Origin of the sequence: Ensifer sesbaniae, from assembly GCF_013283665.1 — a bacterium.
Classification (GTDB): domain Bacteria; phylum Pseudomonadota; class Alphaproteobacteria; order Rhizobiales; family Rhizobiaceae; genus Ensifer; species Ensifer sesbaniae.
On the sequence record NZ_JABEKU010000003.1, the window covers coordinates 6,029 to 28,360 of the forward strand.

A 22,332-nucleotide genomic window follows, 5' to 3' on the forward strand; every position below is an offset into this window, starting at 1 on the left:
TCGTCAGGCTCATAACCTGAAGGCCGCAGGTTCAAATCCTGCCCCCGCAACCAAAGTCTCCCAAATCCATCAAAGCGCTCCGGGGAAACTCAGAGCCCCTTTTGCCGTCTCTGGGACATAAGCGCCCAACGCAAACGCCAGCCCCCGAGCCCGCCCCGCCCCCGTTGCCTCGGCAGTTGCCACGCTCTCTGCTGCATGTCTTCGTCCTTAAATCGAGGTCGATTTAGTGAGACATGCAGCAAAATCAAAGCGCTACGGCGACCTTTGCGCGTCCCATAAGACGCGCGGCGCTGTAGGCAGATACCACAAAAGCAGCGGCCCATGACCGCCACACTCCGCTCACTCCAGGGGAGTGGGCGAAGCAATCGCGTCTCGCTGGAGTGGTAGAGCGAGGAGGGCCGACGCGCTATCGCGTATCCCTGCAGATGCCCCTCAGAATCGGACAAGCCGAAGCGTGGGCAGCCGTAGCGTCTCCGGCAACAGACGCACGTACACCAATGCGATCGGCGCGGCAGTCGCCGCGCTGCGAGCGTTGAGGGAGGTCCGGCGTCCAGCCGGGCCGCCGCTCAATCGGGTACGACGTCCCATTTGTCGTCGGGATCGAAACGATCGATGAAGGGCACGATCTCCGCGGTGCTGGGCCCGAGATCGCGTTCGTAGACGATGCCCTGCTGGTTGACGACGAAGGTCTTGACGCCGGTTTCGGCATAGCTGACCGGCCAGGCAATCAAGGCGAAACCGCCGATCATGTTGCCGTTGATGACATAGTCATAGCGGCCGCCGGCAATATTGTCGCCCTGCGATGTCAGAATGCGGAAACGGTAGCCGAAATAGCCTTGGCCCGCCTTCGCCTTTTCCAGCGCCGCTTCGCTGATCGCGTCGCCGACCGGGCTTTCGCCATCGCCCTGGCCGGCCGGCCAATAGAGCCCGTCGGTCTGGCCTGGCGTGCTGATCAGTTTCTGCGCATATTCGAGGACGCCGTCGGCGTCGCGATCCCGCGAGGCATATACCTGCTGGGCATCGACATAGGCCTGTACCGTATCGATCGCCTCGAGCTCGTTCTCGCCGACGCGGCGATTGAGGATCTCCTCGAGCCCGACATAGGTGTCGAAAGCCCATTTGCCGTCCTCGCCCTTGGTGAGCGGGAAAGGCAGGGGCCAGAGCCGATCACCGATCTGGATGATCTTGCGCCCTTCGAGGTCGCGGACAGTGACATTGCGGGCGGCACCTTCGCGGATGAGCGCGAAAGTATCCATCGCCCCTTCACCCGCCTTCAGCTTCTCCGCATTGAGCCCCAGTAGCTTCGCCAGACCGGCGAAGTCGTTGGCGGCGAGCTTCGCCTTGAATTCGTCGACCGCCTTGGCGGGATCATCGAAGACCGGTGGATCCTCGTCCGCCGCATAGGCATCGAGGCCCGCGGCCATTTGATCGGTTGGCGCCTGTTCCGCAGGCGTCTGTGTCTGCGCGAAGGACGCGTCGATTGGCATGGCGGCCAACGCCAGAACCGATGCCAGGAGAAGCGGATTGAAGAGCTTGGTCATGGTCGATCTCCTGTGATCCCGTCAACGCCTGCGGCCGCCGCCGCGCCCGCCGCCACCGCCGCGGTGCATCGGCGGCCTGCCGCCGCCGCGGCTCATCTGTGGCCGCCCGCCGCCGCGATGGCCGCCGCCCATGCTCTGACCGCCGCGGCGTGACGAGTTGATTTCGCGTCGCCCGGGGTTGACGTTGCCGAGGCCCGACGGCTTGTTCGGTCGGTTCTGCGCCTTGGCGGCCATCTTCTTCTTGCCGCCCTGACGGTTCACCTGGGAGGGCTTGCTGCCGCCAGGACGGTTGAGGCTCGGCTTGCCGTCGCCGGGCCGCGCTTTTGCCGCTGCCTGCCCGCCTCCGGGCCGGGCCGCCGGCCTCTGTTGCGCCTTCAGCCCTTCGAGCGTGCTCTTGCGCACGTCCCTGATCTGGCCGCCGCCACCGCCGCCCGGACGCGCGTTCGGCCGATCGCGATTGATCTCGGCGGCGCGATTGCGCAGATTGTTGTTGCCGTTCGCCTTGATGTCGTTCTTGATGCTGTTTCGGTCGAAATGCTGAAGCTGGTCGCGATCGAAGTTGATCTTGCTGCGATCGACATTCTTCCAGTCGATGTCGTTCCACTTCACCTTGCCGTTGATGTTGTTGAAGCAGTTGTTGCAGTCGACATCGATGTCGCCGTTCCAGCGGCCGCCCCAGACGCCCCAATCGTCCCAGTCGACGATCGCCGCGAAGGCAGCACCTGTCACTGCGCCGGCGAAGAAAGCCGCTCCCGGATACCAGTAGGCGGGATAGGGTTCTTCATAGTAGCCGATCGGCGCTGGCGCATAGTTGGGCTCATACAGCATCTCCGGCGGATACTGCGGCACGTAGATCGTTTCAGGGTTGGCTGCCTGGATGACGACGTTGTCGCCTTCCTGGACCACCTTCACCTTGTCGTCGCTCTTGATGATGTTCTTGGCGACGGCCTCGTCGCGCAACTGCTGTATGGCGATCAGCACGTCTTTCTGCTGATTGGCAATCGCCTCGCCGAAGGACTGCGTCCATTCGAGGTCTTCGCTCATCATCTTGACGATCTGGGGATAGTTGAGCAGCGAAATGACGCTGCCGTCCCAATCGTCCTTTGGCTTCATGTCGGGCTTCTTCTGGCGAGCCTCCAGGAACCGCTCCGCCTCGACGATCTGCAGCGGGTAGAGCGCGGCAGCGGAAATGAGCGCCACCAGTTCGTCCGGATAAAGCGCGATGCGCGCGACCAAAATCTCGAGCTCGTCGTCGCTGAGCGGTTCCGGCGCTGTCTGCTGTTCGGCGGCCGGCGCGCTCGCCGTCTGCTGTGCCAAAACAGCCGTAATGGGCATTGAAACCAGTATCGTCACTGCGCTACCGAGCGCGATGATCGTTTTCCGGATCATCTATCCAGCCTCCCTTTGTTGGCTGAGGCGCGCGAGCGCTTGAACAAGCGCGCGTGACAGCCCCTGTCGGCGCTGTTTCTGCTGCAACCAGAACTTGATCGTGTCGCAGCTTGCGTTCCTTCTGCCGTCCGTCACTGGTATCTCTAGAGGAGGCTTGCCGATGAGGAAGCCCAAATGACGTATGCTACTGTATGTTACTGCCGATTGGCACTCGCCGGCATCGGATCCGCATGACTGTTGCACGAGGGGAGCTATGCTGGCCGCCTGGGTTGCAGGGGCAGCCCCAGGCCTATTGGTTTCTGCAGGACGTGTGGCCGTCGAGAAGCCGCAGCGAAGCGGCGAACAGCCGCATGAAGGAGTGAGAGATAAGAATGGCGGAAGATTCCTCCCGAACGGGCGTGGTTCGCGATGGGCCGACCGGTCCCTCCTTCGAGGCGAAAATTACGGATATCGCCAGGATCGGCATCGTCGGGCTTTTTGCCTATTGGTCGCTGACGCTGATCGCGCCATTCGCTATCATTCTCATATGGGCGACAATCCTCGCCGTCGCGCTCTATCCTGCTTACGCCCGGCTTGGCCGCCTTCTCGGTTCGCCGCGACTGGCATCATTTCTCATCACTCTGGCCTGTCTGGCCGTCATCGTCGCACCATTGACCGCGATTGCGGTCAGCTTTGCCGAAGGGCTCCAGGCGCTGCTTGCAAAACTTGCCGACGGTTCTTTCACCGTACCGGTACCGCCGGATTACGTTCGCGACTGGCCGATCGTCGGCGAACGGGTTCATGCGGTCTGGAGCATGGCATCGGATAATCTCGAAGCCCTCCTGCGCAAGCTCGAACCTTCGCTGATGCAGGCCGGCAGCAAGGCGCTTGGCAAGATTGCGAGCGTCGGCGCCGAGGTGCTGAGCTTCGTGGTGTCCGTCCTGGTGGCTGGCTTTCTTTTCGGCTCCGGCGAACGGCTGGCGGAGATAGCACAACGCTTCTCCGGCAGGATCGGTGGCGACAGGGGTATCGGCTTCCTGCGTCTGGCGGCTGCGACGATCCGAAACGTCGCGCGGGGCGTCATCGGCGTCGCGTTGCTGCAGGCGTTTCTCTGTGCCTTGGTGCTCGGGCTGTTTCAGGTTCCGGCGCCCGGTGCGATCGCCTTCGTCGTGCTTGTTCTCTGCATCATCCAGATCGGCCCGGCGCTGGTTCTGCTGCCTGTGATCATCTGGGCCTGGGTGACAATGGATTTCGGTCCGGCGCTGCTTATGACAATCCTGCTGGTCCCGCTCTTCGTCATCGACAATGTGATGAAGCCGATCCTGGTGGCCCGCGGGCTTTCGACGCCGACGCTCGTGATTCTGCTGGGGGTACTCGGCGGGACGCTTTCCTACGGATTGATCGGCCTCTTCCTGGGGCCGATCGTCCTCAGTGTCGTCCACGATCTGCTCATGGTCTGGATGCAGGGGGAGACGGTGCGGGAAAAGCCTCAACCCGATGCATCGCAATCGCCGCGGCCGGTCTGATCACAGGTCGGTCAGTGAATGGAACTGTCGCTGCGCGCCTGCTCGAATTCGGATTCGGGAATCGGTACGCCCGCCTTGCGCAAACCGTCAAGAAGCTGTTGCCGGTCCTGCGGACGGCGCAGCCTCAGGGCGGTCTCCTGGGGGACAGCCTCAAGCAGGCCCGGCAGGTTGGTTTCGATCCATTTCCGTTCTTCCTGGGCCTCGGCGCCTTTGCCAAGCTTGCCCAGAGTGGCCAGAAGCATGACGCGGGAGAATGGATGGGTGCGAAGATCCGCCATGCGCGCCCATCGCTCGGCAGCGACATAGTCGCCCCCGAAGTAGGCGCAGACCGAGAGTGCGGCTTCGAAATAGCCGGCGGGACCGGAGTTGCGGGCGACGGTTTCCGACAGAAGCTTGCAGCCGGAATCCCATTGGCCCGACAACGCCAGCCGGAACCCGTATTCGCCAGCGAGTTCAGCGTCGTTGGGATTGATCGCAAGTGCGCGCACGCCAACGGCCAAGGCAGCATCGACGTCACCACGGAAGAACAGCGTAAGCATCCGCGCCTCAAGGGCACGCACGTCCTGGGGATCCAAATCCATGGCGCGGACTGCCGCTTCGGTTGCCCGCTCCAGCGTCGCCGATGAGGAACGATAGAGGCGTCCCTCGAAAGCGTCGATATAGGTCATCGACAGCAGCGCCCAGGCCGTCGCGTAGGTCGGGACCTGCCGGGTCGCCTGTTGCAGGCACCCCTGAACGGCGGCCAGGCTTTGCGCACTGACGTCGCCGCGGTGGTCGTAGTAGCTCAAGGTGCAGGCATAGGCTTGCCAATCATCGGGAACCGACTGCTTGAATGCAGCGGCGCTCGCCTGGAAAATGGCGCCATAGGGTTGTGCCACCGCACCGGCTACAGCCGCTGCGGTCCTTGCCTGCAGGTCTATGGCGTTGCCGGCTTCCATCTGCTCATCGTAGGTATTCGCCCACACGACCGATCCATCGGATCGATGGAGGAGTCTCGCCACAAGCCGAAGTCTTTCGCCGTCGAAGCGGACCCCGCCCACCAGGGCAAAGGCCGGCCCCCCTTGTGGCGAGGCGTCGGCCTCGTCACGGGTCGCGACGGTGATTTCCTTGAACTTGGCCAAGCTGCCGACGACCTCGTCCATGAGCCCGCGGGTCATCATCGCCGATTGAGGGCTGCCTGAGAGATCTTCAAAGGGCGTGACGACGAGCCTCGGGATCTTCGGCGGCATGCTGGTAGCGGTATCGCTGTCCTTCTGAAGGAGGAGTGCACCGGCTGTCAGGCCACCGCCGATGCAGACCATGGCCGCTGCGGCGAGCCAGGCTCTTCGCCTGGCGAGTGGTGCGGTAGGATCTTGTCCAGCGCCTTCGTTGGCGCTCCTGTCGGACGGGGGCGACGCGTCGAGGCGTCGTTCGAAGATCGGTACGTAGGCGCCCTTGGGAATGCTGATGATGATCGGGTCGGATCGCCCGGCGACGAGATAGTAGCGTTCCAGCGCCCGGCGGATGCGGCCTGCTTCGATCCGCACCGCCGGATCCGTCTGTGGGTCGAAAGAGGAATCCCGGCCGAAGACCTCGGTTGCAATCGAATAGGCCTTTATGCGATCTCCCCGGCCCGCGAGCGTTTCCTCGATGACATAGGTCAGGAATTTGCGGTCACGCTCCGGTGCGTCGAACTCGGCGCTGCGGCGAATTCGATCAAGTTGCGCCAGAATTTCCGCATCGGTGGCTGGGGCAGTTGCCGGCTCGACCCGGCCGTCCTGCCGACTTTCCATGGCCATGCGCGCTCCCATGGTCACAATGTGAGATTGTATCCGGCGGTACCGTAAGTTCCTGTATCCTACGTCTCCACGCGGCCAAAGCGCAATATGTATTGGCGCGCTGTATTAAAGTTGTGCCTCGGTTGTATACAGCGCACGGGCGCACAGTGGCGCAACCACCTACCCTAGGATCGCGCGCCGTTTCGTAGCGGGATGCGGGGCTTGTCCGGCGGCGTGCGGAAGGTCTCTGCCGGCGCAGGGCGACCGACGTGAAAACCCTGGACCTGGTCGATCCGGAAGCGCCGCATCAGCGCCAGTTGCTCGTCGGTCTCGACACCTTCGATCAGGATCTTGTGGCCGCGGTTCCTCACCAGGCCGATGATGTCCTGCAACATGGCGCGACCCTTGGGTGTACTGCAATCATGCAGGAACGAACGGTCGACCTTCACGGTATCGAAATCGATCAGGCGCAGCCAGGAAAGGCCGGCAAAGCCCGTGCCGAAGTCATCCAGCCATATGCGGATGCCGAGAGTCTCCAGGTCGCTGATGCAGCGCAGGATGCCGGAGTGCATCTCCATCTCCAGTCCTTCGGTGATTTCGAAGGCAAGGCGGCTGCCGGCCACGCCGGTCTCGCCGAGGATCGCGGCGACCGAGGTTGCAAAGCCCGGGGTCTTCAGCTGAATCGGCGAGACGTTGACGCTGACCAGCGGAATGTGGTTGTCGACGAGGAGCTCGTGGCAGACGGTCTTGATCGCCCAGCGGCCGAGGTCGAGAATGGCGCCGGTGCGCTCGGCAACCGGAATGAAAAGGCTCGGCGGGACCGACGTGCCGTCCAGCATCGTCAGGCGCATCAGCGCCTCGACGGCTTCGACCTCACCGGTCATCACGTTCCTGATCGGCTGGTAGACGAGCGATACCAGATTCTGATCGACCGCGATCTTCAGAAGCGCGGCAATGTTCTCGCTTTCGTCGCTGCTTTGCGGATCATTCGGGTCGAACAACTTGGCGCAGTTTCGGCCGCTCGCCTTGGCGGCATAGAGCGCACGGTCGGCCTCGTGGATGATCTTCTCGAGCTTGGCGCCGGTCTGGTTGCGGGTGAAGGCAGCGCCGACGCTGACGGTCACGATGGAGACCCCGTCGCGCCGCTGCTCATGCACCAGCCGCATGTTCTCGACGGTACGGCAGATGACCTCGGCCAGCTCGGCTGCCTGCTCCAGGGTGTCCAGGCGGGCAAGGACGATGAATTCTTCGCCGCCGTAGCGGCCGATCGAACCGTTATAGTCCTTGATCGCCTCGCCGAGCGCATTGGCCACCAGAACCAGGCAGCGATCGCCCTCCTGATGGCCGTAGCAGTCATTGTATTTCTTGAAGAAATCCACGTCGATCAGCATGGCGGCGAAGCTCTTTCCGAGCTTCTGCCAATCGTTCCAATAATCGCGCAGCTGCTGGTCGATGGCGCGGCGGTTGTCCAGGCCGGTCAGGGGGTCGGTGTTGGATAGCCGCAAGAGCGCCATGCCGCGTTCCGACGCCTCGTTCTGCTGGATCTTCGCCTCGAAGGCGTTCAGGAAAACCTTATAGCGCTCGCGGTTGAGCTTCCAGTTTACATAGGAGGTGAAGATGAAACAGGAGACATAGAAGGTCCCGAAGGCGATCAGATAGGCAGGATCGTGTTCGGAGAAGAACGACAGCGCGACGAAGAACGTCGTGAGCACGATGCCGGAGGCGACGACCGAGAGGCGGAATCGGAAGCTGAAGAAGAGATTGGCGCCCATCATGAAGATCGCGCCGAAGATCATGTAGTAGGACATGCTGGCCGAGTCCGCCGTCGTCATCGCGGGGACGAGCCAGCCGATATAACCGAAAACAAGTGCCGCGGCGCAGGTCCCGTCGAGCCACTTGGTTCGCGCCTTGATGCGATAGAGGATCTCGAAACACAGGAGCGCGCTGATGCCGATGACGAGGCGTGCGAGGATCGTATAGAACGCGACATCGGGGACCAGCAGGATGTCGATCGCGAAAAACAACAGGTAGACGGCAACCGCGACCCACAGGCCCTGCCTAGTTGCCGCACGCCGGCCAGCCTCGCCCTCCATTCGATAGAGTGTCTGAAGCTCAGCCAATTGCGGCCTGTGCGGCTGCTTGTGCAGGTCGATGTCAACTACGTCGGCCAACGTGTGCTTCATGCACTGATCCATCGCGTTGCGTCACGGTCAACGGAAACGGTCGTCGCTTTTCCATCAATGGACGTTGTTTCGGACACTCCATGCTTGCCATCCGCTTCAAGCCTGCAACAGAAGCGGGTGGTGCGGGGTGGGATGATAGGAGGTGTCCATTAAGTTTTGTTAAATTAAAGGGCCGGAACACCCAGGATTAGGTGTAACCCAAAGGGAGGAAGCACGAGAATTTACCTTATTATATACAAAAACTTGCAAACCGAGCCGTAATGCGCGCATCTTCGCGACCATTGTTAACAAAGCATTAACGGATGGTCTCGCGTGCGCCAATTTCAAACGGTTTTCGACGGTCAAAGCCTGATTACTCCCAAGGCGATGGCCGATGAGTTCATTTCGCCCAGGAGCGATCGACACGACGAACAGCTCACGGTCGGCAAGGCCGAGCTCGCAGTGATTCTCAGGATTGCGCAGGAGCAGTTCCTGCAGGGAACGGACCCGGCGAAGATTATCGACCGGCTTGCCGCAGCTCTTCATGAAACCCGGGCCAAGTTCCACCCGAACGTTTGGCAGGAACTGATTCCGATTGCCCAGGCGCACCCGGTGTCGGAGTACTTCCTTCAGGATCCGTTCACCCGGTGGTCCTTCGAAAAGCCCCGGGGTTACTCGGGCGACGCACAATTGCTCGACTTCATCTACGGCCACGCGAGCGTCGCCAACGAGATCGAGCGTGCATCACCCATCGGACGAGCGCTCTATGATTACACCAAGGACGCGTCTTCCTCGGTCGCGGTGCGTGAGCGTCGCGACCTTCTGACCCGTCACGTCGACGAGATCGCAGCCAGCCGCGGTACCCAGGCGGAAATTCTGACGATAGCCGCCGGACATCTGCGCGAAGCCAACCGCTCGGTGGCGCTCGAAGAGCGCCGCATCAAGCGTTGGGTGGCGCTCGACCAGGATCCGCTCAGCGTCGGTTCGATCAGCCGCGACTTCGGCGGCACCTGCATCGAAGCCGTGGATGGCTCCGTCCGCAGCCTGCTTGGCCGCGACCAGAAGCTCGGCAAGTTCGACTTCATCTATGCCGCCGGCCTCTACGACTATCTTGCCGACAAGGTGGCCATCAAGCTGACCCATCGCTGCCTGCAGATGCTGAAGCCGAACGGTGTTTTCCTGTTTGCCAATTTCGCCCAGGATATCGGCGTCGACGGCTACATGGAGACCTTCATGAACTGGGCGCTGTTGCTGCGTTCGGAGGCGGACATGTGGAACATCATCCGTAAGAGTGCGGGCAAGGCCGCCGTCGACGCGCGCGTCCAGTTCGGCGCCAACCGGAACATCGTCTACGGCATCATCCAGAAGCATTCCTGATTTGCTTCCGTCTTGACGGGCCCTCCGGCGAAGGCCGGAGGGCCTGAAATCAATGACCGCGGCAAGCGAATGCTTGCTTCGCCCATTCCGTTCGCAAGGCATTAGCCTTGCGGGCGGAGAAACCGGGTCAGGAGGAGCCGCAGCATCGCGCCTTCATCCTTCGGCTTGAAGCCGGGGTCGACAGCGACCCGGCTGAAGATGCCGTCGATGATTGCGGCGATCCATCGGGCGGCACCGGCGGCGTCCACAGTCCGATCGATCTGATTTCTGCTGGCCGCGCCGCGAAGCAGCGCTGCAAGGGCTCCCTGAAGCTCGGCGTCATTGGCGGCGGCGAGCGTGCCGATCCGCTCGTCGCGCATCGCTTCAGCGGCGATTTCAAGCGCCAGGCTCGAATAGGTCGGGTCGCCCGCGAGCTCGAGAACAGTATCCATGAAACCGAGCAGCGCGGCGAACAGGTCTTCGGCTTCACCCAATTTACGGAAGATCTCCGCCGTCTCTTGACGCTCCTCCTCCACGATCGCCGCGATAATGGTGTGCTTGGTCGGAAAATAATGGAAAAGATTGCCCGGGCTCATGCCTGCCTCGGCACAGATTTCGGCAGTCGATGTGCCGTGAAAGCCCTTTCGCGCAAAACAGGCGATTGCTGCATCGAGGATCAGTCGGCGTTTGGCGGCGTGTTTCTCGGGGTCGACCTTGCGCATCGCCAATTCTCCTTGCTGGCCGGTCTCATTATTAGACCGAACACTCTAATTTCGTGGGGTAGCGCGCCGCTGTCAAGGTCGTCCGCTGACAGGAACTCCTCCATCTTCCCGCAATGCTGGTGTGTGATCTGCCTTACAATTGTCGCTTTTGATGGATCAGATAATTAGATCGATTGATCTAATTATTATACGGCGCACTTTGCCCGACCTCGAGGCCGAGAGCTCGGACCGCCCATTTCCGATCCGACCGGCCTTGCCAATGGAAAGCCAATGAAATGAGACGTACAGTTGAGTTGAACGTCATCCTTGCTGCGCTCGTCGCACTCGCCATGACACATGGTGTGGCGCACGCCTCCGGGGAGGCTGCAGCCTCCGTTCCCGTCGACGGCGCCGCAATCGCCCGCACCGTGTCGACATTCGTCGCCGACAGCCGTCCCCAAGAGTGGACACGATCCTTTGCCGGTATCTTCGTCGCTCGCGAGGAGATTGCCGTCGGCACGACCCTGACCGATCAGCGTATCGCCAAAGTCGAGGTAGAGATCGGCGACCGGGTTACGGCCGGGCAGGTGATTGCCCGATTGGAGACCGACATGCTGGAAAACCTTCTGCGCGAGGCGGAGGGCCGGGTGGCGCGTGCCGGCGCTACGATGGCGCGGGAGGCGGAAACGGTCACGCAGGAGCAGAGGAAGCTCGCCCGTGCCCGGCAATTGCGCCACCTTCAAGCCGAAACCATTCTCGAGGAACGGGTCTCGGCGCTCGCGATCGCCGAGCAGGCGGTGAAGGTGGCGCGGGCCGACTACGAGCAGGCGGAAGCGCTCGCGGCCGAGGCCCGCCGCAAGCTCGAACGCGCCGTCATCCTGGCTCCCGCCGCGGGAATCGTCTCCGAGCGGCTTGCCCGCGCCGGTGCGCTTGCGGGCTCGGATCCGCTCGTCAAGCTGATCCGCGACGGCGAGATCGAGTTCGCCGCAGAGGTCCCGGAAACCGAACTGCCGCTGCTCGCCGTCGGCCAGATCGTCAGGGTCAGGCTCTCCGGTCGCAGTGACTGGATCGAGGGGACGGTGCGGGTGATCAATCCGAAGATCGATCGCGAAACCCGGCTAGGCACCGCTCAGGTCACGCTGAAAACGGGCACGCCGCCCTTTGCCGGCACCTTCGGCCGGGCGGAGATCGTCGTGGCCGAGCGCAAGGCGATCATGGTCGGCGATTCCGCGCTGCTTTACGGGGCCCCCGACGGTACGGTTTCGGTCTTTGTCGTCGATGCCGGCAAAGTGACCCGCAAGACGGTTCAGCCGGGAATGCGCCAGGGTGGCAAGGTCGAAATCGTCTCCGGGCTCGCACCCGGCGACCGGGTCGTTCTCAAGGCCGGGGTGTCGCTGCGCGAGGGAGAGGCGGTCCTGGCGAGAGATGTCCAGCCGGCACAGGCGGGCGAGCTGCAATGACCAGCAACATCTCTGCCTGGGCGATCCGAAAGCCCGTTCCGACGATCGTTCTGTTCGTCGTCTTCACATTGATGGGCATCGCCTCGTTCCTGCGGCTGCCGGTCAATGCCAATCCGAGCGTATCATTCCCGGTCGTGACGGTTGTGATCACGCAGCCGAGCGCCCAGCCGGCCGAAATGGAAACGCAGGTGACGCGCCGCGTCGAAGGCGTGGCCGCAGGCCTTGTCGGGGTCAGCCACATGCGCTCGACCATCACCAATGGCGTGTCGACGACCACGGTCGAGTTCAAAATCGGCACGGATCCCGACCGCGCCGCCAACGACGTGCGCGAGGCCGTGGCGCAGATCCGCTCCGACCTGCCGCAGTCGATCCAGGAACCGATCGTCTCGCGCGTCGATGTCGACGGCAGCGCCATCGTCTATTACGCGGTGCGCGCCCCCGACATGTCGCCGGTCGAACTCTCCTGGTTCGTGGACGATACGATCAACAGCGAACTGCTGACGCTGCCCGGCGTGCAGAAGGTACAGCGTCTCGGCGGCGTCAATCGCGAGGTCCGCGTGTCGCTCAATCCCGAGCGTCTGCTGGCGGCCGGGGTGACGGCCGACCAGGTGAATACGGCGCTGCGTGAGATCAACACCAACATCCCGAGCGGACGCGGTGAGATCGGTGGCCGCGAGCAGTCGATCCGCACGGTTGGCAGCGCCGCCTCGGTCGAGGAATTGTCGCGCCTGTCGATCCCGTTATCGGGGGGCCGCTGGGTGCAGCTTTCCGATATCGCAACGATCGAGGATACGTCCTCCGAACCGCGCAACTTCGCGCGAGTCGACGGCGAACCGGTCGTCAGCTTCTCGGTCTCGCGCAGCAAGGGGGCGAGCGATACCGTCGTTGCCGACGCCGTTGCCGCGCGACTGAAGGAAATCCGCCAGCGCATGCCGGGCGTCGAATTCACGGAGCTGATCTCGCTTGTCGAATATACGCAGGAAAGCTACGACGCGGCCGTCACGGCCCTGATCGAAGGCGCGATCCTGACCGTCGTCGTCGTTTTCGCCTTCCTGCGCAACTGGCGGGCGACGCTGATCTCCGCGCTTGCCATGCCGCTCTCCATCCTGCCGACCTTCGCGGTGATGGACCTGCTCGGCTTCACCCTCAACGGCATCAGCCTGCTGGCGCTGACGCTCGTCATCGGCATTCTCGTCGACGACGCCATCGTCGAGATCGAGAACATCGAACGCCACGTCGATATGGGCAAGCGCCCATTCATCGCAGCGATCGACGCAGCCGACGCGATCGGTCTTGCCATCGTCGCCACGACCCTGACGATCGTCGCGGTCTTTGCACCGGTCAGCTTCATCGGCGGCGCAGTCGGGCAGTATTTCAAGCAGTTCGGCCTGACCGTTGCGATCGCCGTGCTGTTTTCGCTGGCGGTGGCTCGCCTGCTGACACCGCTGATGGCGGCCTACCTGCTGCGGCCAAGGGGCGGCCATGGCCATTCCGGCAAGCCATCGCGCATTGCCGACGGCTATCGCCGCTTGCTCGGCTGGACGCTCGATCATCGCAAGACGGCTTTGTCGCTGGTCGCCCTGATCTTCATCGGCTCGATCGGGCTGCTGACGATGCTGCCGACCGGCTTCCTGCCGACGAGCGACAGCAACGTGTCGCAGCTCAAGATCACCCTGCCGCCGGGCACGCGGCTTGAGGAAACGGCCCGCATCTCCGACCACCTGGTCGCACAGATCAAGGCAAAGCCTGAGGTCGACAGCGTTCTGGCGACGGCGGAAAACCTCAACGAGGTGTCTCTGCGCATCAAGCTCAAGCCGCGCGAGGAACGCGGGCTCGATCGCAAGTCCTTCGAGTTGTCGCTGCGCCCGCTGTTGGCGGCAACGCCTGATATCCAGGCAACGTTCTCGTCCGTCGAGGGGGTCAAGGATCTGTCGATCTATCTGACGAGCGACGATCCGGAGGCGCTGATGGCTTCGGTGCGCCGTCTCGAAAAGGAGATGCGTGCACTTCCCGGACTGGTCAACGTTCAGTCCACTGAGCCACTGCTTTCGCCGGAGCTGCTGGTCAAACCGCGCTTCGACGAGGCGGCAAGGCTCGGCGTTTCGGTGACCTCGATCGGTACCGTCGCCCGCATCGCCACGATGGGTGATAGCGAAAGCAATTCGGCACGCTTCAACCTCGGCAATCGCCAGGTGCCCATCCGCGTCATGCTCGACCAGTCGGCCAGGGGTGACGTCGATACGCTCCGCAATCTGAGGGTCGGCACGAATGCCGGCACCGTGGTGCCGCTGACATCGGTCGCCGATATCTCTTTCGGCGCGGAGGAAAGCAGCGTCGAACGCCTGGATCGCAAGCGCCTGATCGCCGTCGAGGCCAACCTCAACGGCATCACGCTCGGGACCGCGTTCCAGGCGATCTCGGCGCTGCCGGCCATGACCGAACTGCCCTTGGGCGTGTCGCAGGCCAACTACGGCGAAGCGGAGTACATGTCGGAGATGTTCCGCAACTTCGCGCTGGCGTTGCTTGCCGGCATCCTGATGGTCGCGGCGGTTCTGGTGCTGTTGTTCAAGGATTTCCTGCAGCCGATCACCATCCTGGTGGCCCTGCCTTTGTCGATTGGCGGGGCGGCGCTCGCCTTGCTGCTCTTCGGCGCTTCGCTCGATCTCTCGTCGACGATCGGCATCCTCATGCTGATGGGTATCGTCTGCAAGAACTCGATCCTGCTCGTCGACCATGCGATCGAGTGCCGCAACGGGGGTGCCGATCGGCGGACGGCCTTGCTGACGGCGGGCGTCACCCGCGCGCGGCCGATCATCATGACGACCATCGCCATGGTGGCGGGCATGGTACCCGCCGCGATCGGCATCGGCGCCGATGCCGCGTTCCGGGCACCGATGGCAATCGCCGTGATCGGGGGCCTGATTACCTCGACGATGCTCAGCCTCGTCTTCGTTCCCGTCATGTTCACCGTGATGGACGACATCAATGCGAAGCTCGGTCGCCGGCTGAAGCGGTTCTCGTCGGTGACGGACGAGGACAGGGCAACGGATGCGGCCCGGATCGGCCACGGCGCACGGGGCGCCGCTGGGTAGCGCAGAGCGCGCAAGCGCGGCCCTATCGATCAAGGCGCGTTGCACGGGATTTCCGTGCGGCGCGCTTAGAGCAGCCGCCTATTCGAAGTAGTTGACCAGCCGCTTTTCGCCGACGGCGTGAACGTGGCAATCGACGTCGAAGATCGCTCTCAGGCGGGCTGGCACGATCATCTCCTCCGGCGGTCCCTCGAAGGCGAGGCGACCGCCCTGCATCGCGACGATGCGGTCGGAATAGGCGGAGGCGAAGTTGATGTCGTGCAGGACGACGACCACGGTCTTGGCGAAATCGTCGGCCAGTCGCCGCAAAAGCTTCATCGTCTCGACCGCATGCTTGATGTCGAGATTGTTGAGCGGCTCGTCGAACAGCATGTAATCGGTGTCCTGGCAGAGCACCATGGCGATGAAGGCGCGTTGGCGCTGGCCGCCCGAGAGCTCGTCGAGGAAACGGTTCCGATAGGGCTCGAGCCCGAGATAGGCAATCGAGCGGTCGATATGCTCGGCGTCGGCCGCCGTCAGCCGTCCCTTGGAATAGGGGTAGCGGCCGAAAGCAACGAGGTCCAGTACGCTGAGGCGGGCGGTGACGTGGTTGTCCTGGCGCATGATCGAGAGCCGCCGGGCCAGCACGTCGCCAGCCGTGCGGCTGACGTCGAGACCGTCGACCAGCACCTTGCCCGTATCCATCGGCATCAGCCGGCTGACGATCGACAGCAGCGTCGACTTGCCGGCGCCGTTCGGTCCGATGATCGAGGTCAGGCCGCCGGCGGGCAGCGTCAGCGACACCCGGTCGACGACCGTGTTGCCGCCGTAGGATTTCGTCACCCCCTGGATTTCGATCATCGGGCGGAACCTCGGACAAGCAGGAAGATGAAGACAAGGCCACCGAAGAATTCGATGACGATGCTGAGTGCCGTGTTGAAGGCAAACAGCCGCTCGAGGATGACCTGACCACCGACGAGCGTGGCGATCGCGATGGAGACGGCGACCGGCAGCACGAAACGGTGGCTGGCGGTGGGTGTCAGTTGCCAGGCAAGACCGGCGACCAGCAGGCCGAAGAAGGTGACCGGTCCGACGAGCGCGGTAGAAACCGACACCAGTACCGCGATCAACACCAGGAGGAGGGTGACGACGCGCTGGTGATCGACGCCGAGGCCGATCGCTGTCTCTCGGCCGAGCGAGAGCACGTCGAAGGCCGGCGAAAGCCGCCACAAAACGAAGGTCGCGGCAAATGTGGCAACAGCGGCAATGCCAAGCAGATTGGCATCGATGCTGTTGAAGCTCGCAAACAGCCGGTCCTGGAGCACGACGAACGCATTGGGATCGAGGATGCGCTGCAGGAAAGACGAAAGGCTGCGGAACAGGCCGCCCAGGATGACGCCGACGAGCATCAGAAGATGCAGGCTGCGGCTGGCGCCGGAAAACAGGGCGCGAAACAGCAGGAGCGAGAGGCCAACCATGACGGCCATTTCGACGAGGAACTGCAGCCGCGGATCGATGCTGCTGGCGCCCGCAGCACCCAGGAAGAACACCATGATCGTCTGCAGCAGAGTATACATGGCATCGAAGCCGATGATCGATGGCGTCAGGATTCGGTTGCCGGAAATCGTCTGGAACAGCACGGTGGAGACGGCGATCGCATAGGCGACGAGCACCATGCCGAGCAGTTTCGTGCCGCGGAAGGAGAGGAGAAAGGACCAGCTTCCCTTGGCACCGATGGTCATGAAGGCGACCATCGACACGAATGCAAGCGCGGCGGACGCAAGCAGGATGGTGGAGAGTGCGGTCCTTTTGACATCAGCCTGCATGGGATCGCCTCGAAAGCAGGAGATGCAGGAAGACCAGGCTGCCGATGACGCCCATGACGGTTCCCACGGGAATTTCGTAGGGAGCGATCAGCCGCCGTCCGACGATGTCGCAGGCGAGCACCAGGCCGGCGCCGGAGACGGCGACCACGGGCAGCGTGCGCCTGAGATTGTCGCCCATGATCAGGCTGACCATGTTCGGGACCACGAGGCCGAGGAACGGGATCATGCCGACGGTGGCGACCACCGTCGCCGTGACCATCGAGACGATGGCAAGCCCGAGTGTCACGACCTTATCGTAGTTGAGCCCGACATTGCGTGCGATCGCCTCACCCATGCCGATCACGGTGAAGCGGGCGGCGGTCGCATAGGCGAGGAGAGTGAGCGCGAAGCCGATCCACAACAGCTCGTAGCGGCCGCGCAGCACCACCGAGAAGTCTCCGGACATCCAGGCGCCCAACGATTGCATCAGGTCGTAGCGATAGGCGATGAAGGTGGTGATGGCGTTGACGACGCCGCCGAGCATGAGGCCGATGAGCGGCACCATCAGCGCCGAGCGCAGGGGAATGCGCCGCAGGATCTGCAGGAACAGGGCCGTGCCGGCAAGCGCCGTCAACGCCGCGAAAACCATCTTGCCGGCCACCGGCAGATCGGGAGCGATGAGCATGGCGAGCAGCATTCCGAGTGCGGCGGATTCGGCGGTCCCCGCCGTCGACGGTTCGACGAAGCGGTTGCGCGCCAGCATCTGCATGATGGTGCCGGATACCGCGAGACCGGCGCCTGCGAGCATCAGCGCAAGCGTGCGCGGCAGGCGGCTCTCGACGACCAGGAACCAGCCGCGGCCGTCGTCAGTTGTGGCGAGGCTGCCGACGCCCGTGAAAACGCTGACGGTGGCAAGCAGGAGGATGACGGGGATGGCGATCAGGGCCGGCTTCATCGTTCGGGCTCGTCCCGCCTGTTGTTCGTCTCGACCACCGTCTGCATGTCCCTTGCCGTTGTGAACGACGCTCCTTCCGGAGCGCTCAAGTTTGCCGTCGGGTCGGGGCACTCCCCGGACGGTTCGCCTTAGTCTTATATATGAACTAATCAGTCAAGTTTACTGCGACATCTTCGGCAATCGGAAGCTGTGCATTGCCCTCATCGAAAAATCGCGCTACGACGACCGGAAAAGATGAGGAAAATAGTCATGAATATATCGTCGTTTTCTAATGGTCTGCGCAGCCTCGCCGTCGCGGCGACAATGGCAGTCGTCGGCGCGCCGACCGTCATGGCCGAGACGCTGAAGATCGAGCACAGCAGCGGCGTCACCGAGGTGGAGAAAAACCCGAAGACGGTGCTGGTTTATGACTTCGGCATGCTGGAGACGCTGAACATGCTCGGCATTCCCGTTGCCGGCGTTCCCGGCTCGGCAATTCCGCCTGCGCTCGCAAAATACAAGGCGGATAGCTATCCGAAGATCGGCACGCTGTTCGAGCCCGATTACGAAGCCATCAATGCGGCGGAGGCGGACCTGGTGATCGTTGGCGGCCGGTCGCAGGCGAAATATGCCGACGTCGCCAAGATCGCGCCGACGATCGACCTCACCTCCGACGACAAGGACCTCATCGGCAGCGTCAAGAAGAACGCCGGGATCCTCGGCCAGATCTTCGGCAGGCAAGCGGAAATCAAGGCAAATGTCGACAAGCTCGACGCCTCGATCGAAAAGCTCCGCGGCATCGCGGCGGAGAAGGGCACCGGCCTCATCCTGCTCACCACAGGCGGCAAGATCAGCGCCTACGGCAAGGGATCGCGTTTCGGTGTGTTGCACGACGTCTTCGGCATCAAGCCGGCCGATCCGGATCTGCAGGTGGCCACCCACGGCCAGGCGGTTTCCTATGAGTATATTCTCGAGACCAATCCGGATTGGATCTTCGTCGTCGATCGCGATGCGGCCATCGGCCAGCAGGCGCAGCCGGCGGCGGCGTTGCTCGACAATGAACTGGTGCGCCAGACGAAGGCCTGGAAGGATGGCCATGTCGTCTATCTCGACTCCGCCAAGCTCTATCTGACCGCCTCCGGCCTGAAGTCGCAGCAGGATATCGTCGACCAGCTGACACAAGCGCTCGAGAAGAAGTAGGTTCACCGAGACCCATTATCCGCCTTGCCTTTCGTGAAGGCGCTCGACCGGAGCGAGTGCAAAGACCGAGGCTGGCTCGAGGAGCAGGGATCCGGCCCCCTGGTCGAGGGCGCCGAGGCGGTGTTTCGATTAAATGGGAGCCAACACCAAATACCCTTAAATCTTACGGTATTTTTGCCGGGGTTGGCTCCGTTTTGAGGAAGAAACAGTATTCTAATCCGACTTGTATTGCTTTATCGAAATAAATTTCGACTTTATACTTTTTTAAAATGACGGAGCGGATCGAGATCCGCAATCGATTAATGTATACTCTAAGCTTACTCGGGACTACGCTTACGCCACGCGCTGGGTTGAATGGAAATGAGCGGAATAGCGTTCCGCCGAAACCCAAGCTGGATACTCAAAAACGAAATGCCAATCTGACTCCAAATGCGGGCGCGCGGAAGATACCCATTCTAGTTAGTGGGTTGTAATTATTGGCTCTTTTCGGCGTAATCCGCAGCCTCCAAGCCGTTGTTATAGCGTTTGAATTTGCGCAGGCCAACGTGGCCGTCGACGCCGACCATGCGATAGTTCTCACGCATCTTCGCGCGATCGCTCGATCCGCTTCGCCTGCGCCGCCAACTCACTAGCTCGAAGGAAGTATTTTTAGGTATATCGTCCGAAGTGGATGGATCGGCAGCGCCGAGAATACCTGGGGCAGCTAATCCATCTTTTCGTCTCGGAACGGGCTGCCTTTCGCGGAAATGGGTGGGGCGCCGTGTCCGATGGAAGAGCGGTCGTTGCCATCGGGATGGCATTTTTCGCGCGCCAATGCGTGAGCCAGTCGCCGTGTAACCCAAAGATGGTTCGATTTATAACGATTTAAGGACACTCAGGGGGCGCCAATAATCCTTTTGGGTTGTTTCGTAATGAAGATCTTTACGTTACATTAGCTATCGCGAATTTTCTCCGGGGCGGGAAGTCGCCGTGATGCATAGTGGTTCCGAATAAATTTTCTGAAAGTGTGGTGCACTGCGGGAAAAACGCGGCACCCATAAAAACAAATGGAAAAATCCTAGGAGGGCGTAATGTATCCGGGAAGCTCCAGCGTTGATGATTTTGAAGAAAACAACAAGGCATTGTCGCAGAAGAAAAAGATTGTCATGCTCGCCAAGATTGATCTGTTTGCCGAGTGCCTGATGCAGGCGGTCGGTTCGCGGTTTCAGGGGCACGACATCGTCTGCTTTTCCGATCCGGACAATCTGTTGGACGGCAGTCTCGTCGACGTGACGCTGATCATGCTCTACCGTATGCCGGCCAAGTCCTTTCCAGCAATCTTACGGACCATTCACGAGTTTCACCCCAAGACCTCGATCGGTCTGGTGGTGGAGAATGCCGACGAACTCGATCCGTCGATCGCCGGCTTCGTTGAGGAACGGTTGATCCACGGCGTTCTGCCGCTGAACCTGAACCTGGACGTCTGCCTTGCAGCCATCGATTTGCTGATGAAGGGGGGCGAGCACTTCCCCGCCGCCTTGTTGCGACGGCTTTCGCCCGAGCCCTTCGCTGCGAGCAGCCTCTATGGCCGGCGGTCAGAGCTGTCCGGGGCGAGTGCAGGCGCAGGTCGGCGCAAGCGCGATGCCGGACCCGACGGATTGACGACCCGCGAAGTTCAGATTCTCGATCTGATCTGCAAGGGAACGCAAAACAAGATCATCGCCGATCGTCTTGGGTTGTCCGAGAATACCGTCAAGGTTCATGTCCGCAACATCTACAAGAAGATGAACGTTCGCAACCGCACGGAAGCGGCGTCGCGTTACTTCACCAACGATGCAGCGGCCGAGCGCGGTGGCGACACGCTTTCGTCGCGCTGGAAGAACTAAACTCGGAAGCATCGGCCAAGCATTTCATTGCTGTGCCTCGACACGATCGAGAGCGCAGTTAATTGCGTTTTGACTGCCCGTGAGGGTCTTCATGCCAGCTTCCCGTGACCTCGCTTGTGGCGAAGGATGGTCCCACGGCGGAACACGCGACCCGATATCGTTTGACGGCTACTCCCCCGGAAAAAGCAGGATTTCTAGAGTGACCGGTAGTCCGTAGTGATTACATTATGGTTAACAAAGGATTAAGCGACTATTTCTTTCTGGATTATAGCGTAATTACGCATAAGTATTTTAGGATTACTCTATTATTATTTCAGATTATATTATATCAATCGATATTGTTTTAGTTGACTGGTCAGTAGTTATTTGATAACTAGCTAATATTGAAATTGAAGATAAGTAGGTATTGAGATGAGTTGTAGAATTCGTGTTCTGTCGGGTCGTGCGTGAAATTTTAATAAAGAAACAAATTCCTTATTATATTTCCTATAGGCAGCCCGATCTCCAATCGCCATGAGAATGGTGTTTACAATAATTGGAGGTGCGCATGCGAAAGGTCGTTCCGTGGCCGTTGTCAGTCGTCGGGCAACGGGAGTTTCTAAAGAAAATCGCAGGAATACCAAGGAGAATTCTAGTAACAGGCGGAAGTGGTTTTCTTGGTTCTCATATTTGCGAAAGACTTCTTTCTCTAGGTCATACGGTTATTTGTCTCGACAATTTTTCAACGGGACGGCGCGAAAATCTCTCTCACTTGGTGCAGAACCCGCATTTCCACATCATCGATCATGACGTTCGCAATCCCTATCTGATCGATGCTGACGTCATCTTCAATTTTGCTTCTCCGGCATCACCGCCCGACTATCAGGCCGATCCGGTCGGCACTCTCATGACCAACGTCCTCGGCGCGCTGCATGCACTCGAAAACGCGCGCGCCACCGGCGCCACGGTCATCCAGTCCTCGACCTCGGAAGTCTATGGTGATCCGCTCCTCAGTCCGCAGCGCGAGGTCTATTTCGGCAACGTCAATCCGATCGGCCCACGTGCCTGCTACGATGAAGGTAAACGGTCGGCCGAAACCCTGTTCTTCGACTACCACCGATGCCATCGGGTCAAGATCAAGGTCGCGCGCATCTTCAATACCTACGGCCCGCGCATGCGTGCGGACGATGGCCGGGTGATCTCCAATTTCGTCGTCCAGGCCCTGCTCGGCAAGGACCTGACGATCTATGGCGACGGGCAGCAGACCCGGTCCTTCTGCTATGTCGACGACCTGATCGACGGTTTTCTCCGGCTTTCAGTCTCGGCTGGTGATTGCATCGGCCCGATCAACCTCGGCAATTCCGGCGAATTCACGGTCCTCGAGCTTGCGGAAATGGTGCGGTCGCTCACCGGCTCACGCTCGCGCATCGTTCACCAGGCAGCGGTCGTCGACGATCCTCGTCAGCGCCGTCCGGATATATCGCACGCGCTGACGGAGCTCGCCTGGGAGCCGAAGGTCATGCTGCGCGACGGGCTCGAGCGCACCATCGCTTACTTCGAGGGCCGCCTCAGCGCAGGCGATCGCGCAACGGCGGGACAGGCGGTATGAG

15 protein-coding genes are annotated in these 22,332 nt (G+C 61.4%); 7 read left to right on the forward strand and 8 right to left on the reverse strand.

What is annotated here, in order from left to right:
- Window positions 1-566: 566 nt before the first annotated feature.
- Window positions 567-1,541: a DUF2950 domain-containing protein gene (locus tag BHMPCIPO_RS28670; RefSeq protein WP_173520232.1), complete on the reverse strand. Its 975-nt coding sequence runs from the start codon at window positions 1,539-1,541 to the stop codon at window positions 567-569.
- A 21-nt stretch (window positions 1,542-1,562) separates the two neighbouring features.
- Window positions 1,563-2,930: a DUF3300 domain-containing protein gene (locus BHMPCIPO_RS28675; RefSeq protein WP_173520233.1), complete on the reverse strand. Its 1,368-nt coding sequence runs from the start codon at window positions 2,928-2,930 to the stop codon at window positions 1,563-1,565.
- 371 nt (window positions 2,931-3,301) lie between these two features.
- Here BHMPCIPO_RS28675 and BHMPCIPO_RS28680 point away from each other — a divergent pair, with 371 nt between their 5' ends.
- The gene (locus tag BHMPCIPO_RS28680) at window positions 3,302-4,435 is read left to right on the forward strand and encodes an AI-2E family transporter (RefSeq protein ID WP_173520234.1); all 1,134 of its coding nucleotides are present in this window, start codon (window positions 3,302-3,304) and stop codon (window positions 4,433-4,435) included.
- Between the two features lie 11 nt (window positions 4,436-4,446).
- Here BHMPCIPO_RS28680 and BHMPCIPO_RS28685 read toward each other — a convergent pair whose 3' ends face one another.
- Window positions 4,447-6,213, reverse strand: coding sequence for a hypothetical protein (locus tag BHMPCIPO_RS28685; protein WP_246304723.1), 1,767 nt, complete (start codon window positions 6,211-6,213; stop codon window positions 4,447-4,449).
- Between the two features lie 164 nt (window positions 6,214-6,377).
- A complete protein-coding gene (locus tag BHMPCIPO_RS28690; RefSeq protein ID WP_173520235.1) occupies window positions 6,378-8,375 on the reverse strand; it encodes a putative bifunctional diguanylate cyclase/phosphodiesterase in 1,998 nt (665 codons plus the stop codon).
- A gap of 312 nt (window positions 8,376-8,687) precedes the next feature.
- On the opposite strand from BHMPCIPO_RS28690, the gene BHMPCIPO_RS28695 reads away from it, so the two are divergent.
- A complete protein-coding gene (locus tag BHMPCIPO_RS28695) occupies window positions 8,688-9,731 on the forward strand; it encodes a class I SAM-dependent methyltransferase (protein WP_173520236.1) in 1,044 nt (347 codons plus the stop codon).
- Window positions 9,732-9,832: 101 nt separating this feature from the next.
- Here the strand turns inward: BHMPCIPO_RS28695 and BHMPCIPO_RS28700 are convergent, their stop codons facing one another.
- Window positions 9,833-10,432: a TetR/AcrR family transcriptional regulator gene (locus tag BHMPCIPO_RS28700; protein ID WP_173520237.1), complete on the reverse strand. Its 600-nt coding sequence runs from the start codon at window positions 10,430-10,432 to the stop codon at window positions 9,833-9,835.
- A 275-nt stretch (window positions 10,433-10,707) separates the two neighbouring features.
- On the opposite strand from BHMPCIPO_RS28700, the gene BHMPCIPO_RS28705 reads away from it, so the two are divergent.
- A complete protein-coding gene (locus BHMPCIPO_RS28705; RefSeq protein ID WP_173520238.1) occupies window positions 10,708-11,871 on the forward strand; it encodes an efflux RND transporter periplasmic adaptor subunit in 1,164 nt (387 codons plus the stop codon).
- Window positions 11,868-14,963 carry an efflux RND transporter permease subunit gene (locus BHMPCIPO_RS28710; protein WP_173520239.1) on the forward strand — a complete coding sequence of 1,032 codons (3,096 nt, stop codon included), beginning with the start codon at window positions 11,868-11,870 and terminating at the stop codon, window positions 14,961-14,963. The genes BHMPCIPO_RS28705 and BHMPCIPO_RS28710 overlap by 4 nt, the downstream gene beginning before the upstream one ends.
- Before the next feature lie 78 nt (window positions 14,964-15,041).
- Here the strand turns inward: BHMPCIPO_RS28710 and BHMPCIPO_RS28715 are convergent, their stop codons facing one another.
- Genes BHMPCIPO_RS28715 through BHMPCIPO_RS28725 form a run of 3 tightly spaced genes read right to left on the reverse strand, consistent with a single transcriptional unit; the run spans window position 15,042 to window position 17,699 of the window.
- Window positions 15,042-15,800, reverse strand: coding sequence for an iron ABC transporter ATP-binding protein (locus BHMPCIPO_RS28715; RefSeq protein ID WP_173520240.1), 759 nt, complete (start codon window positions 15,798-15,800; stop codon window positions 15,042-15,044).
- A complete protein-coding gene (locus BHMPCIPO_RS28720) occupies window positions 15,797-16,765 on the reverse strand; it encodes an iron chelate uptake ABC transporter family permease subunit (RefSeq protein ID WP_173520241.1) in 969 nt (322 codons plus the stop codon). Before BHMPCIPO_RS28720 ends, BHMPCIPO_RS28715 begins: the two co-directional genes overlap by 4 nt.
- Entirely contained in the window at window positions 16,755-17,699 is a 945-nt protein-coding gene (locus tag BHMPCIPO_RS28725; protein ID WP_173520242.1) for an ABC transporter permease, read from the reverse strand. The genes BHMPCIPO_RS28720 and BHMPCIPO_RS28725 overlap by 11 nt, the downstream gene beginning before the upstream one ends.
- 249 nt (window positions 17,700-17,948) lie before the next feature.
- On the opposite strand from BHMPCIPO_RS28725, the gene BHMPCIPO_RS28730 reads away from it, so the two are divergent.
- The 3 genes from BHMPCIPO_RS28730 (at window position 17,949) to BHMPCIPO_RS28740 (ending at window position 22,331) form a co-directional block, all read left to right on the forward strand.
- Window positions 17,949-18,878 carry a siderophore ABC transporter substrate-binding protein gene (locus tag BHMPCIPO_RS28730; protein WP_173520243.1) on the forward strand — a complete coding sequence of 310 codons (930 nt, stop codon included), beginning with the start codon at window positions 17,949-17,951 and terminating at the stop codon, window positions 18,876-18,878.
- Window positions 18,879-19,948: 1,070 nt separating this feature from the next.
- The gene (locus tag BHMPCIPO_RS28735) at window positions 19,949-20,743 is read left to right on the forward strand and encodes a helix-turn-helix transcriptional regulator (protein WP_173520244.1); all 795 of its coding nucleotides are present in this window, start codon (window positions 19,949-19,951) and stop codon (window positions 20,741-20,743) included.
- Between the two features lie 547 nt (window positions 20,744-21,290).
- Window positions 21,291-22,331: a UDP-glucuronic acid decarboxylase family protein gene (locus BHMPCIPO_RS28740; RefSeq protein ID WP_173520245.1), complete on the forward strand. Its 1,041-nt coding sequence runs from the start codon at window positions 21,291-21,293 to the stop codon at window positions 22,329-22,331.
- Window position 22,332: the final 1 nt, after the last annotated feature.

Excerpts from the sequence above, each read along its gene's own strand:
- BHMPCIPO_RS28670 (WP_173520232.1), bottom strand. The coding sequence starts at position 1,541 with ATGACCAAGCTCTTCAATCCGCTTCTCCTGGCATCGGTTCTGGCGTTG.
- BHMPCIPO_RS28675 (WP_173520233.1), bottom strand. The coding sequence starts at position 2,930 with ATGATCCGGAAAACGATCATCGCGCTCGGTAGCGCAGTGACGATACTG.
- BHMPCIPO_RS28680 (WP_173520234.1), top strand. The coding sequence starts at position 3,302 with ATGGCGGAAGATTCCTCCCGAACGGGCGTGGTTCGCGATGGGCCGACC.
- BHMPCIPO_RS28685 (WP_246304723.1), bottom strand. The coding sequence starts at position 6,213 with ATGGCCATGGAAAGTCGGCAGGACGGCCGGGTCGAGCCGGCAACTGCC.
- BHMPCIPO_RS28690 (WP_173520235.1), bottom strand. The coding sequence starts at position 8,375 with ATGAAGCACACGTTGGCCGACGTAGTTGACATCGACCTGCACAAGCAG.
- BHMPCIPO_RS28700 (WP_173520237.1), bottom strand. The coding sequence starts at position 10,432 with ATGCGCAAGGTCGACCCCGAGAAACACGCCGCCAAACGCCGACTGATC.
- BHMPCIPO_RS28705 (WP_173520238.1), top strand. The coding sequence starts at position 10,708 with ATGAGACGTACAGTTGAGTTGAACGTCATCCTTGCTGCGCTCGTCGCA.
- BHMPCIPO_RS28710 (WP_173520239.1), top strand. The coding sequence starts at position 11,868 with ATGACCAGCAACATCTCTGCCTGGGCGATCCGAAAGCCCGTTCCGACG.
- BHMPCIPO_RS28715 (WP_173520240.1), bottom strand. The coding sequence starts at position 15,800 with ATGATCGAAATCCAGGGGGTGACGAAATCCTACGGCGGCAACACGGTC.
- BHMPCIPO_RS28720 (WP_173520241.1), bottom strand. The coding sequence starts at position 16,765 with ATGCAGGCTGATGTCAAAAGGACCGCACTCTCCACCATCCTGCTTGCG.
- BHMPCIPO_RS28725 (WP_173520242.1), bottom strand. The coding sequence starts at position 17,699 with ATGAAGCCGGCCCTGATCGCCATCCCCGTCATCCTCCTGCTTGCCACC.
- BHMPCIPO_RS28730 (WP_173520243.1), top strand. The coding sequence starts at position 17,949 with ATGAATATATCGTCGTTTTCTAATGGTCTGCGCAGCCTCGCCGTCGCG.
- BHMPCIPO_RS28735 (WP_173520244.1), top strand. The coding sequence starts at position 19,949 with ATGTATCCGGGAAGCTCCAGCGTTGATGATTTTGAAGAAAACAACAAG.
- BHMPCIPO_RS28740 (WP_173520245.1), top strand. The coding sequence starts at position 21,291 with ATGCGAAAGGTCGTTCCGTGGCCGTTGTCAGTCGTCGGGCAACGGGAG.